The sequence below is a fragment of the Actinomadura rugatobispora genome (assembly GCF_055379765.1).
Genome location: NZ_AP029191.1, coordinates 9,428,804 through 9,440,562 on the forward strand (window position 1 = coordinate 9,428,804; position 11,759 = coordinate 9,440,562).

11 protein-coding genes are annotated in these 11,759 nt (G+C 76.1%); 6 read left to right on the forward strand and 5 right to left on the reverse strand.

Annotation, left to right across the window (positions count from 1 at the left end):
• The first annotated feature begins 69 nt into the window (after nt 1-69).
• Nucleotides 70-1,593, forward strand: a complete 1,524-nt coding sequence (locus tag ACZ466_RS42450; RefSeq protein ID WP_378282402.1) for an FAD-dependent monooxygenase — start codon at nt 70-72, stop codon at nt 1,591-1,593.
• 46 nt (nt 1,594-1,639) lie between these two features.
• On the opposite strand, the gene ACZ466_RS42455 is transcribed toward ACZ466_RS42450, so the two are convergent.
• On the reverse strand, nt 1,640-2,050 hold the full coding sequence (locus ACZ466_RS42455; protein ID WP_378282401.1) for a DUF2795 domain-containing protein: 411 nt from the start codon (nt 2,048-2,050) through the stop codon (nt 1,640-1,642).
• A 186-nt stretch (nt 2,051-2,236) separates the two neighbouring features.
• Between ACZ466_RS42455 and ACZ466_RS42460 the strand changes: the two genes are divergently transcribed.
• Together ACZ466_RS42460 and ACZ466_RS42465 are read left to right on the forward strand one after the other, a co-directional pair.
• Entirely contained in the window at nt 2,237-3,145 is a 909-nt protein-coding gene (locus ACZ466_RS42460; protein WP_378282400.1) for an endonuclease/exonuclease/phosphatase family protein, read from the forward strand.
• Between the two features lie 36 nt (nt 3,146-3,181).
• The gene (locus ACZ466_RS42465; protein ID WP_378282399.1) at nt 3,182-3,700 is read left to right on the forward strand and encodes a hypothetical protein; all 519 of its coding nucleotides are present in this window, start codon (nt 3,182-3,184) and stop codon (nt 3,698-3,700) included.
• Between the two features lie 22 nt (nt 3,701-3,722).
• Here the strand turns inward: ACZ466_RS42465 and ACZ466_RS42470 are convergent, their stop codons facing one another.
• Nucleotides 3,723-5,114, reverse strand: coding sequence for a cytochrome P450 family protein (locus ACZ466_RS42470; RefSeq protein ID WP_378282398.1), 1,392 nt, complete (start codon nt 5,112-5,114; stop codon nt 3,723-3,725).
• Nucleotides 5,115-5,261: 147 nt separating this feature from the next.
• Here ACZ466_RS42470 and ACZ466_RS42475 point away from each other — a divergent pair, with 147 nt between their 5' ends.
• Entirely contained in the window at nt 5,262-5,465 is a 204-nt protein-coding gene (locus tag ACZ466_RS42475) for a DUF5302 domain-containing protein (protein ID WP_378282397.1), read from the forward strand.
• A gap of 61 nt (nt 5,466-5,526) precedes the next feature.
• Here ACZ466_RS42475 and ACZ466_RS42480 read toward each other — a convergent pair whose 3' ends face one another.
• Nucleotides 5,527-6,156 (reverse strand): pyridoxamine 5'-phosphate oxidase family protein, encoded by a 630-nt coding sequence (locus tag ACZ466_RS42480; RefSeq protein ID WP_378282396.1) that lies wholly within the window; start codon nt 6,154-6,156, stop codon nt 5,527-5,529.
• 166 nt (nt 6,157-6,322) lie between these two features.
• Here ACZ466_RS42480 and ACZ466_RS42485 point away from each other — a divergent pair, with 166 nt between their 5' ends.
• On the forward strand, nt 6,323-6,928 hold the full coding sequence (locus ACZ466_RS42485; RefSeq protein WP_378282395.1) for a hypothetical protein: 606 nt from the start codon (nt 6,323-6,325) through the stop codon (nt 6,926-6,928).
• A gap of 16 nt (nt 6,929-6,944) precedes the next feature.
• Here ACZ466_RS42485 and ACZ466_RS42490 read toward each other — a convergent pair whose 3' ends face one another.
• Nucleotides 6,945-7,556, reverse strand: coding sequence for a DUF6506 family protein (locus tag ACZ466_RS42490; protein ID WP_378282394.1), 612 nt, complete (start codon nt 7,554-7,556; stop codon nt 6,945-6,947).
• A gap of 92 nt (nt 7,557-7,648) precedes the next feature.
• Between ACZ466_RS42490 and ACZ466_RS42495 the strand changes: the two genes are divergently transcribed.
• Nucleotides 7,649-10,627, forward strand: a complete 2,979-nt coding sequence (locus ACZ466_RS42495; protein ID WP_378282393.1) for a BTAD domain-containing putative transcriptional regulator — start codon at nt 7,649-7,651, stop codon at nt 10,625-10,627.
• Here the strand turns inward: ACZ466_RS42495 and ACZ466_RS42500 are convergent.
• Nucleotides 10,614-11,636: an urease accessory protein UreH domain-containing protein gene (locus ACZ466_RS42500; protein WP_378282392.1), complete on the reverse strand. Its 1,023-nt coding sequence runs from the start codon at nt 11,634-11,636 to the stop codon at nt 10,614-10,616. The genes ACZ466_RS42495 and ACZ466_RS42500 overlap by 14 nt on opposite strands.
• Nucleotides 11,637-11,759: the final 123 nt, after the last annotated feature.

Sequence of the window (11,759 nt, forward strand, 5' to 3'; positions counted from 1 at the left end):
CCGTCCAGGACGCCCTGACGGGACGGGCGCGCAGGTGCGAAACGCGGCACGGTGGGAAGGGTCCCGACCATGGCCGACAAGAGCGAGAGCGACATGGCGCCCGCCGACGTGCTCGTCGTCGGCGCCGGCCCCACAGGACTGCTGCTCGCCGGGGACCTCGCCGCCTCCGGCGTGCGCTGCACGGTGCTGGAGCGACGCACCGGCGAGCTGAACCTCACCCGGGCCTTCGCGGTGCACGCCCGCACCCTGGAACAGCTGGACGCGCGCGGCGTGGCGGACGAGCTGCTGCGCACCGGCGAACGGATCACCACGCTGCGGCTCCCGGGCACGGCCCGGGTGCGGATGGACCGGCTGCCGGGCCGCTTCCCCTTCGTGCTGATCACGCCCCAGTACGAGACCGAACGGGTGCTGGAGGAACGGGCCCTGGACGCCGGGGCGCGGATCGCCTGGGGCACCGACCTGACCGGACTGGAGCAGGACGACGACGGCGTCCGGGCCCGGGTCCGGAGGGCCGACGGCTCCGAGCACGTGCTGACCGCGCGCTACCTGGTCGGCGCCGACGGGGCGGCCAGCACCGTCCGCCGCGAGCTGGGGCTCCCGTTCCCGGGACGCTCGGTGGTGCGCTCGGTGATGCTGGCCGACGTGCGGCTGAACGACGCGCCGCGCGAGGTGCTGACCGCGAACGCGGTCGGCGACGCCTTCGCGTTCCTGGCGCCGTTCGGCGACGGCTGGTACCGGGTGATCGCCTGGAACCGGCGGCACCAGGTCGCCGACTCCGAGCCGGTCAGCATGGAGGAGATCCGCGAGGTCACCCGGCGTGCCCTCGGCACCGACCACGGCATGCACGACCCGCGCTGGACCTCCCGCTTCCACAGCGACGAGCGGCAGGTCCCCCGGTACCGCGCCGGGCGGGTCTTCCTGGCCGGCGACGCCGCCCACGTGCACTCCCCGGCGGGCGGCCAGGGCATGAACACCGGGCTGCAGGACGCCGCCGACCTCAGCTGGCGGCTGGTCGCCGACCTGCACGGATGGGCGCCGCCCGGGCTGCTGGACGGCTACGACGACGAGCGCTACCCGGTCGGCCGCGCGGTGCTGCGCGGCAGCGGCGCCCTGCTGCGCGGCGCGCTGCTGGAGTCGCGGCTGCTGCGCGCCGTCCGCACGGCGGTCGCCCGCGTCGCGACCCGGATCGGCCCGGTGGAGCGGAGGCTGGCCGGGGCGATCTCCGGCATCGACGTCTCCTACCCCGCGCCGCCCGGCGCGCACCGGCTCGCCGGCCGCCGCGCCCCCGACGTGCGGCTGGCCGGCCCGCGCCGGAGGCTGTACGAGGCGCTGCGGGACGGCCGGTTCGTCCTGGTCGTGGCGGCGAACGACCCGGCGGTCACCTATCTGGCGACCAAACGGTGGGCCGATCGCGTGCGCTGCGTCGTCGCGGGCGGGGCGACCCGTACGACCGTGCTGGTCAGGCCGGACGGGTACATCGCCTGGGCGACCGACGAGACCGTGCCCGACCGGCGGGCCGCCGCCATCCGGGAGGCGCTGACCCGCTGGTGCGGGGCGCCCACCGATTTCCCGCAGCACGAGCGGCGGGCCTGACGGGCGCGCTTGAGCGCGTCGAGCCCGGCGGCGGCGCCGCGGGCCGTTAGAAGCGGCGCTCCTCCCGTCCGTAGCCGAGCTCGTCGGCCACGTCGGCGAGGTTCTCGTACGGCCGGTCCGGCAGGCTCTCCAGCGCGGAGATGGCCGTCTCCGGTGTGTCGGCCCCGGAGACGTGCTCGACCAGCTCGTTCGGCCGGGCCGGGTAGCGCACGCCCGTGAGGATCCGGGCCAGCGCGCTGCGCTCCTCCACGTCCTGCGGGCTCATCCCCGGTGGCGAGCCCTCCCGCCGCCCGCCCGGGACGGTCGCCGGATCCCAGGCGGGCTCGTCCGAGGTGGGCTCGGCCTCCCTGAACTCCTCGGCCCGCGTGGAGTGGCCGCCGCGGACCATGCCCTCGGTCTCGTGCTCCATCTCCTCGTCGAGCCGGGCGCCGTGCTTGTCGCTCTTGTCCTGCTGCATGTTCACTCCCCCTTCCCCGCTGGGTCGTTCCCGAGCGTCGCGGGATAAACGGGGCCGTGATCGCGAGCCGGAACGGTTCACGGCGCGTCGCGCAGCCGATCGGGGCCGTTCGGCCGGACGCCGCCGGGACGCCATGTGCGCCCGTCACCGTGAGGCGGTCATCGAAGATCTTGAGAAGGGATCGACATGCCCCTCCCGGGTCGGTCCGGCGCGCTCCGCCGGTTCCCTCACCTGCTCATCGCGCTGGCGGTCCTGGTGGCCGGAGTGGTCGCCGGAGTGGTCGCCGCCCCCGCGGCCTTCGCCGGCGACGCCAAGCTGCGCGTGATGTCCTACAACATCCGGTTGAACGCCGACGCCCCGCCCAAGGACTGGCCGTCCCGCCTGCCCCTGATGAAGAACGTCCTGCGCAAGCACCACCCCGACCTGCTGGGCGTCCAGGAGGCCCTGTGGCAGCAGATGCGCGACCTGGACGGCGCGCTGCCCGAGCACGACTGGGTCGGAATGGGACGCCAGGGCGGCACCCGGGACGAGTTCTCGGCGATCTTCTATCGCAAGGACCGCTTCGAGGTGCTGGACTTCGACCACTTCTGGCTGTCCGACACCCCGCACGTGATCGGATCGAAGACCTGGGGCAACACCATCACCCGGATGGTCACCTGGGCCAAGTTCCGCGACCGCCGCACCGGCACGGTCTTCTACCACGTCAACACCCACTTCGACCACCAGTCGGAGAACGCCCGCGTGAAGAGCGCCGGGCTGATCCTGGAGCGGGTGCGCGGCTTCGAGGCCGGGGTCCCGGTGGTGCTGACCGGCGACTTCAACGCCGCCGCGGAGAAGACCGAGCCGTACCGGATCCTCACCGGCGCCGACGCCTTCGCCGACACCTGGAAGACCGCGGAGAAGCGCGGCCCCGCCTACAACACCTTCGGCGGCTGGAAGGCCCCGGTGCCGGACGGCGACCGCATCGACTGGATCCTGTCGCGGGGCGCCGTGCGGACCCGCTGGACCGAGATCGACCCCTACCAGCAGGGCGGCCTCTACCCCTCCGACCACTACCCGGTGGTCGCGCACGTCACGATCGGGCAGAATGCCTGATCGCGTGACGTCTACACCCTGAGGACGAGGAGCGGGATGGTCCCGGATCCGGACTGGTGGCGGGCCGACCCCGAACACCGGGAGCTGCTGGCCTTCGACGGCGGCACCGACGACCAGGGGCTGCCCTACGACGCGGCCGCGGCCGACCGGCGCGCCGTCCTGGAGGCGCTGCTGGGCGAGGACGGCCCGCCCGCCCGGCACGATCCGGGCCTCCCGCTCTACCTGCTGGAGCAGGAGGCGCTCTGGCACCGTCACTCCTGGGGGTTCGGCCACGGCATCGGCATGGCCGCGCTGCTGGTGGCCGAGCACCGCCGGGCCCGGGACGTGTGGCCGCTGTGGGACGCCAAGACCACCAGCTTCGACACCATGCTCGGGCTGCCCCGCGAGCTGCTGTTCGCCGCGGGGGTCGGGGAGACGGTCGCGTTCGTCGGGGCGGGCGGGGACCCGCGGCGTGCCGACTTCCTCGGGTTCTTCGAGGACCACGGCCTCCCCGACGACGACGAGGTCGCCCGTACGCTGGCGGGTCTGCGCCGCCACTACACCTCCGGGGGCTGACCCTCCGGGCCCGGCCGGGCCCTCAGGATCTGCGGAAGGCGCGGAGCACGCGGCGTGCCAGCGACGGCTCCGAGGCGGTCGGGCCCTGCCGCCCCGCCTCCGGCTCCGCCTCGATCTGCTCGGGCGGCGGGCCGACCGGACGCCGCCCGGCGGCGTCCGGGGGCAGCTCGTACAGCACCGGCAGCGAGCGCAGCGACCGCGACAGCGGTGAGGCGTGCCAGCCCAGCTGCTCCTCGGGGACCGCCAGCCGCAGCGCCGAGAACCGCTCGAACAGCTTCCCGACGGCCAGGGTCGTGACGGTGGTGGCCAGCTCCCGGCCCAGGCAGGCGTGCGCCCCCGAACCCCAGGCCAGATGCGCCCGGGAGCTGTAGATGGCGTCGGGGTCGATGCCGTCGGCGAAGGCCGGGTCGGTGTGCGCGCCGGCGAGCGAGAGCATGACCGGGTCGCCGGCCGCGATCCGGTACCGTCCCATCCGCACCTCCGTCTTCGGCCAGCGCAGGGTGGTGTTGGCCAGCGGCGGGTCGGCGATCACCGCCCGGTTGACCACCTCGGGGAGCATCCCGGCCGACAGGCTCTCCCGCATCCGCACGTCCCCGCCGATCACCTTGACCGCCGTCGTGCAGATCAGGGTGCCGGTGTGGTCGCCGAGCAGCCCGAGCACCAGCGGCAGCTCGTGGGCGATCTCCTCCGGGGTCAGGTCGGGCGCCGCGGCCAGCATGTGCGAGGCCAGGTCGTCGGTCGGCTGGAGCGCCCGCGCCGCGCAGATCTCGGCCGCCGCGGCGGCGATCCGCGCCGTCGCAGCGCCGGCCTCCGGCCCCGCGTCCAGCGCCCGCCACAGGTCCTGGACGAGCTCGTCGCCCTGCCTGCCCTCGAACCCCAGCAGCCGGTTGATGATCAACAGGGGCAGCGGCCGGGCGTACTGCGTGGCCAGATCGGCCTGCCCGGTAAGCCCGCCCTCGCCGATCAGGGTGATGAGGTCGTCGGCGTACCGGGAGACGGCCCGTTCGAGCTCCTTGGCCTGCGGCCGGGTGCGGTCCTGGAACGGGCGCAGGCCGACGCTCCACGCGTTGCGCAGCCGGGTCAGCTCCGCGCCGTCGCGCTGCGCCGAGCTGTCGGCGGTGTAGATGGGCAGCATCGGCCAGTCGGCCGGGACGCGGCCCTCGGCGTGGGCCCGCCAGGACTCGACCCGCTTGCTCCAGACGCCCCGCGGGTCGCGCATCACGTCCAGCACCTGCGCGTAGCCCAGGACGAGCCAGATCGGCACACCGAGGACGTCGACGGGGACGACCGGGCCGTAGCGGGCCCGCAGGCTCTCGTAGAACACCGCCGGGCGGGTCTGGTAGTCGGCGGTGAGGAGGGGCTCGGCGCTGATCGATTCCAGCGGGGGGTGCTCGTCGGGGGTGGGGGCGTCCATCCTTCAGCACTTTAGAAGAGCGGACCCGGACATGATCGCGGATTGGTGCAATCCCACAGAGATCACACCCGTCCCGCGGCCACCGGACGTGCGGCTTCCCACCGGGCATGCGACGCTAGGAGTGTCCCAAGGAGAGCGGAGGTCCCCATGAGCGACTCGGATGGAGAGCCGGCGGGCGGCGATCGGGAAGGCGCCGAGGACGAGGTGAAGCGCAGGTTCCGGGAGGCGCTGGAGCGCAAGCGCGGCGCGTCCGCGGCCAAGGGCGCGGGCGGCGGTGGCAGGGGCTCCAAGGTCCGCGGCGCCCACGACCGCGCCGACCACCAGCGCCAGTTCCGCCGCAAGAGCGGCTGACACCGGTTCCGCCGCGAGGGAGACCGGATGACGGCCGGACGGGAGTCCGGCCGTCAGCCCGTCAGCCCGCGTAGAGCTTGGCGGCGTACTGGTCGCCGTAGTAGGTCTCCAACTGCTCCACCGTCTCCTCCACGCGCTGGACGTCCTTGACGATGCGCGCGTGCGAGGGCAGCGCGTCCGGCTCCCAGCTGCCGGGCCGCCACAGCTCCGAGCGCATGAACGCCTTGGCGCAGTGGAAGAAGATCTGCTCGATCTCGACCACCAGCGCCAGGACCGGCCGGTGCCCCTTGACCACCATCCGGTCGAAGAACGGCGCCTCCCGGACCAGCCGCGCCCGCCCGTTGATCCGCAGCGTCTCGCTCCGCCCGGGGATCAGGTGGATCAGCCCGACGTGCGGGTTGGACAGGATGTTGCGGAACCCGTCGGCGCGCCGGTTGCCGGGACGCTCGGGGATCGCGATCGTGTGCTCGTCCAGCACCAGCGTGAACCCGGGCGGGTCGCCCTTGGGCGAGACGTCGCAGTCGCCCGCGGCGTCGCTGGTGGCGATCAGGCAGAACGGCGAGCGGGCCAGCCATTCGCGGTCCCAGGCGTGCAGGCGCACCCGCTCCTTGGCGACCGCCCTGGGCATGGGCGCGCCGAGCAGCTCCCGCAGCTCGGCCTCCGATGTGATCTCCGTGGACTCGTGCGACACCGCGACCTCCGGCGCTCGGGAACCGCCAGATTATCGCGGCGGTACGTGCCGGTGGTGACATGCCGACAATTTTTTTCGTCAGGGAAGCTCATGTGTTCGGAGGAACGTGTGGCGGGTCCGGTTCGTCAGAGTCCCCATGGGGAGTCGGATCCGCACGGGGAGCGGTATGCGCGCTGACACGAGGACCGGCGGGGGCGACGCGGACGGCGCCGCCGAGCCGGTGTTCCGGTACGCCTGGGCGGAGGACGGCCTTGCGCGGCACCTCGCGCTCGGCTGGGACGGCGACGGCTGGTGGTTCGAGAGCCTGCCCGGCGGGCGCGTCCCGCTGGTCGACGGCGCCGCCCACCTGGCCGCGTTCGCGCGCTGGGTGCTGGAGCCCCGTCCCGGCGGCGCGTACGAGACGGGGTTCCCGCTGGTGCGCGGTGCCCCCGACGGCACCATCGCCGAGCAGGGACGCGACGGCGGATCCCTGATCCGGGAGACCGCGCTGGACGTCGACGTCTACCTGTGCCGCGACGAGCCGGGCGGTCCCGAGCGGCTGCTGGCCTTCCCGTCGGCGTCCGTCGTCGGCACGCGGACCAGCTACCCCGTCGCGGCGGAGCTGGTCGCCTCCCCGCTGGACCGGGAACGGCTCCGGCAGGCCGCCCGCGCGCTGCTGGCGGTGACGCAGCCGTCGATCTGCCTGATCCCGGCCGCCTCCGCGGCGGCGCGGCGGCGCCCCCGGACCGATCCGGCGGGCCGGGGCGATCCGGGGGCCGCGCGCAGGGGCTGAGCCGCCGGTCCGGGCGTCAGGCGGCGCGGAACGCGGCGGCCGCGTCCATCGACTCGATCCCGAAGGCGATCGTGCCCACCGGGGCGCCGCCGGCCGCGGCGTGCACCCGGGCCGCGGCGTCGGCGCCGAACCCGCCGAACAGCTCGATCAGGCCCACCTTCTCCTGCGCCGCGACCCGTTCCGCGGCGGCGATGTCGGGCACCGCCACCGCCGTGAACCGGGCGCCGCCGCCGTGCTCCCGGACGATCCGGTCCCGTTCGGGATCGGCGCCCGGGACCAGCAGCAGGAACAGCTCCGACTGGAGCTCGCCGGCGAGGAAGGCCAGGTGGAAGCGGGAGATCGCGGCCAGCGACTCGGAGTCGTAGCCGATCGCCCCGACCGGGGCCCGGTCGCCGACCGCGGCGATCACCCGGGCGGCGCCGACCGGGCCGAAGCCGCCGCACAGCTCCACCAGCCCGGCGCCCTCGCCGACGAGCCGCTCGACCACCGGGGCCGCCTCGTCCAGATCCGGCACCCCGACCAGCGTCACGCGGCGGCCGCCGCCCTCGAACTCGACCAGGTCGCCGGCGGGGCCGGCGTCCGGCCGCGGGTAGATGACGATCGTCCGGGGCAGCGTCGTGTGGGACATCGTTCGCTCCTTCGTTCGGCTCTCGGCGGGTACGTCGGCGACGCTACGGGGGCCCGCTGATGACCGGCTGACGGTCCGCTTACCATCGCGGCATGCGATTCGGGGTGCTGGGGCCGCTGGCCGTGTGGACGGACACGGGCGAGGAGGTCGCCGTGCCGGGGGCCAAGGTGCGGGCGCTGCTGGCGGACCTGCTGGTCCATCACGGGCGCACGGTCCCCGCCGGGACGTTGATCGAGGACGTGTGGGAGGGGGCGCCGCCCGCGCAGGCCACCGGGGCGCTCCAGTCGAAGGTGGCGCAGCTGCGCGGCGCCCTGGAGCGTGCCGAGCCGGGGGCGCGCGCCCTGGTGGAGACGGCGCCGCACGGGTACCGCCTGAGGGCCGAGCCGTCCCAGGTGGACGCGGCGGTCTTCGCCGACCTGCTCGCAAGCGCGCGCTACGAGGAGGCCCTCGCGCTGTGGCGGGGGCCCGCCTTCGCGGAGTACGCCGGGACGCCGTTCGCCCGGGCCGCCGCCGAACGGCTGGAGGAGCAGCGCGTCACCGCGTTCGAGGGCCTCGCCGAGCAGCGCGTCGAACGCGGCGAACACCGGGCGCTGGCCGACGAGCTCCCGGCGATGCTGGCCGCCCATCCGCTGCGCGAGCGGCTGCACGCCGTCCGGATCCGCGCCCTCTACCTGGACGGGCGGCAGGCCGAGGCGCTGGAGGCCTACCGCGAGATCAGGGAGCGGCTGGCCGAGGAACTGGGCGTGGACCCCGGCCCCGAGCTGGCCGCCCTCCACCAGGCCGTGCTGCGTCAGGACCCGGCGCTGGCCGGGCCTCCGGAGCCGCCCGCCACCAACCTGCCGGTCCCGCTCACCGCGCTCGTCGGGCGGGAGGAGGCGGTCTCGGAGGTCCGGGAGCTGCTGCGCGCGCACCGCCTCGTCACCCTGACCGGGCCCGCCGGGGTCGGCAAGACGCGGCTGGCGCTGGAGGCGGCCGCCTCGCGGGCGGACGCCGCCGACGGCGCCTGGCTGGTCGAGCTCGCCGGGGTCGACGCGGCCGGGGCGCGCGCCGACCCCGCCGTCCTGGCGGAGCGGATCGCTGCGGCGCTGGGCGTGCGGGGCGCGCTGTCGGAGGCCCTGCGCGGCCGCCGGACGCTGCTGATCCTGGACACCGTGGAGCATCTGGCCGCACCGGCCTCCAGGCTCGTCGTGGCGCTGCTGGGGGCCGCGCCGGGGCTGCGCGTCCTGGCCACCGGGCGGGAGCCGCTGGCCGTGCCCGGCGAGCGGCTGTGGCCGGTGCCCCCGCTGGGGCGCGAGGCTGCGGTCCGGCTGTTCCGCGAGCGGGTCGCCGACGCCTTTTCGGGATTCGCCGCCGAGGCCGGGGACGGCGACACCGAGGAGATCGCCGCGCTCTGCCGGCGCCTGGACGGGCTGCCGCTGGCGATCGAGCTGGCCGCCGCGCGGGTGCGCACGCTCGGGCTGGGCGAGGTGGCGGCCAGGCTGGACGACCGGTTCCGGCTGCTGGGCTCGGGCGCGCGCACGCTGCGCGCCGCGTTCGACTGGAGCTGGGACCTGCTCGACGACCGCGAGCGGGCCGTCCTGGGCCGCCTGTCGGTCTGCGCGGGCGGCTTCGACCTGGCCGCGGCCGAGGCGATCGCCGCGGGAGAGGGCGTGGCGGCGGGGGAGGTCGCGGGCGCGGTGGCCGCCCTGGCCGACCGCTCCCTGCTTTCCGTGGACGGCTCGGGGACGCGCCGCTTCGGCATGCTGGAGAGCGTCGCTGCGTACGCGCGCGAACGCCTGGCCGAGGCGGGCGAGGCGGAGGAGTGCGCCGACCGCCACGCCCGGCACTTCGCGGGGGTGGCGGCGGAGGCCGACCGTCATCTGCGCGGCCCCGCGCAGCGGGAATGGCTGCGGCGGCTCGACACCGAGACGGGGAACCTGCGCGCCGTGCTGGACCGCCTCCTGGACCGGGACGCGGGGCAGAGGGCGCTGCGGATGTGCGGGGCGCTCGGCTGGTACTGGTTCCTGCGCGGCCGCTACCGCGAGGCGCACCGCGCGTTCGGCAGGGCCCTCGGCGCCGCCGGTCCGGCCGGCGGCGCCGAGAGCGGGGCGCGGTCCGGCGCGCTGGTCTGGCGCGCGGCCCTGGAGGCGTGGGAGCGGATGCCGGCCGACCCGGTGGAGCCGCCGGACGAACTGCCCGCCCGCGAGCGCTGGCTGCTCGGCCTCGCCCGCGCCGACGGCGGCGACCTCCCCGCCGCCATCGCCCTGGTGAACGCCGCGCTGGAGGAGTTCCGGCGGGCCGGCGACCGCTGGGGCACGGCCGCGGCGCTCAGCGTCCTCGGCTGGGAGTCCCTCCGGCTCGGCGACCTGCCCGCCGCGCGCCGCGAGGGCGAGGAGGCGCTGGCGCTCTTCCGCGAGACGGGCGACCGCTGGGGCGGGTCGCGGGCCCTGCGGCTGCTGGGCGTGCTGGCGGAGGTGGACGGCGACTACGGCCGGGCCGGGCGGCTGCACCGGGAAGGTCTGGCCTCCGCCGAGGAGCTGGAGCTGTGGCCGGTGGTGGTGGAGGAGATCTCGCAGCTGGGCAGGCTCGCCGCGCTCGCCGGGGACCACGCCGCCGCCGACGCGCACTACGAGCGCGCGCTGCGGGTGGCGCGCGAAGGGTCGTTCCACCACGGCGTCGTCCACGCCCGCGTGGGGCTGGGGGCCTCGGCGCGCAGGCAGGGACGGCTCGAGGCCGCCGAGGAGCACCTGCGCGCCGCCGAGGAGGCGCACCGCGCGGACGGCTACCGGTCCGGCCTCGCCTACGTGCTGGCCGAGCTCGGCTTCGTCGCGGAGCTGCGCGGCGACGCGGCCACGGCGCGGGCCCGCCACGAGGAGAGCCTCGCCCTGGCCCGCGACGCCGCCGACCCGCGCACGGTGGCGCTGGCGACCGAGGGGCTGGCCGGTGCGCTGTCGCTGGAGGGCGACACCGGGACGGCCGCCCGCCTCCTCGCCGAGGCGTCCGCGATCAGGCCGCTGCCGCCCGCCGAGCGCGGCGACGTCGACCGCATCGCCGCGCGCCTCGCCGCCGCCGGCGGGCCTAGCGGAAGGTGACGGCCCCCGGGTAGTGCCCGGCGGCGCAGGTGAAGCGCAGCCGGCCCGGCCGCGGGGTGCCCAGGTCGATGCGGGTGTCGCCGGTCACGGGCAGCATCCGCTCCAGGTTCCGGGACGGGATCGTGAACGCGCGCGTGCACCCCCGGTTGCCGTGCGTGCGGACGACCAGGACCGTCCGCACCCCGGAGCGGGCCGTGACCAGCGCGGGCCGGTAGCCGCGGTCGGCCGCGCCGATCGTGATGACCTGGGCGCCGGTCGCGTCGGTCGTGACGTTGCGCGTCACATCGCGGGTCGCGGCCGTGGCCGTCGTTCCCGGGCCGGGCAGCCAGCCGCCCAGCCGCAGCCCCGACATCAGCGTCCAGCCCGCGACCGCGACCAGTCCCACGCCGACGAGCGCGGTGAGCCGCCCGCGCAGCATCCGCATGCCGCGTCCCAGCCCCACCCCGAGCAGCCCCGAGAGCGGCGCGGTGCCGAGCACGAAGCCCGCCATGACGGCGGCCCCGGCGACGGGGGAGCGCGAGGTGACGGCGAGCAGCTCGGCCGACAGCGTCACGCCGCAGGGCAGCAGCACCGTCGCCGCGCCCAGCGCCGCCGGCCGCCGCAGGCGCCCGTACCGCGGACGCGTCGCGGACGTGCCGTCCACGAGGTCCGCCTGGGTGGCGCAGTGGTCGCCGTCCGGGCCGCCGAGGCGCCGGAGCAGGCGGCGGGCGGGCGGGAAGCCCATCAGGTCCAGCGCGAAGACCAGCAGCACGGCCGCGGCGGCCACCATCAGCGCCGCCCGTACGCCCGGCCCCGGCTGGACGGCCGCGCCCGCGATCCCCAGCAGCGCGCCGAGCGCCGTGTGCACCGCCAGCTTGGCCGCCAGGAAGGCCGCGACCGGGGCGGCGGGACGCGGCGCGTGCCGCACCGCCCCGGTCAGCAGCCCCAGCTGGACCGCCGCGCACGAGCCGCCCCCCGCCAGCAGTCCGGTCCCGGCGCCCGTGAGGAAGAGCACGGCGGCGTCGTCCACCAGGGTCTCCCACCCTCGTCGTCGTGGGCCCCGGCGTACGGCTTCCGGACACGGGGGCCGCCTTCAGTCATTTCCCCCGCGGGACTGACTCAGACGCCACACATGCCGCGCTCGCGCGTGCGG

Bases quoted from the DNA above. Each gene is read 5' to 3' on its own strand.
- ACZ466_RS42450 (WP_378282402.1), top strand. From the start codon at position 70: ATGGCCGACAAGAGCGAGAGCGACATGGCGCCCGCCGACGTGCTCGTC.
- ACZ466_RS42455 (WP_378282401.1), bottom strand. From the start codon at position 2,050: ATGCAGCAGGACAAGAGCGACAAGCACGGCGCCCGGCTCGACGAGGAG.
- ACZ466_RS42460 (WP_378282400.1), top strand. From the start codon at position 2,237: ATGCCCCTCCCGGGTCGGTCCGGCGCGCTCCGCCGGTTCCCTCACCTG.
- ACZ466_RS42465 (WP_378282399.1), top strand. From the start codon at position 3,182: ATGGTCCCGGATCCGGACTGGTGGCGGGCCGACCCCGAACACCGGGAG.
- ACZ466_RS42470 (WP_378282398.1), bottom strand. From the start codon at position 5,114: ATGGACGCCCCCACCCCCGACGAGCACCCCCCGCTGGAATCGATCAGC.
- ACZ466_RS42475 (WP_378282397.1), top strand. From the start codon at position 5,262: ATGAGCGACTCGGATGGAGAGCCGGCGGGCGGCGATCGGGAAGGCGCC.
- ACZ466_RS42485 (WP_378282395.1), top strand. From the start codon at position 6,323: ATGCGCGCTGACACGAGGACCGGCGGGGGCGACGCGGACGGCGCCGCC.
- ACZ466_RS42490 (WP_378282394.1), bottom strand. From the start codon at position 7,556: ATGTCCCACACGACGCTGCCCCGGACGATCGTCATCTACCCGCGGCCG.
- ACZ466_RS42495 (WP_378282393.1), top strand. From the start codon at position 7,649: ATGCGATTCGGGGTGCTGGGGCCGCTGGCCGTGTGGACGGACACGGGC.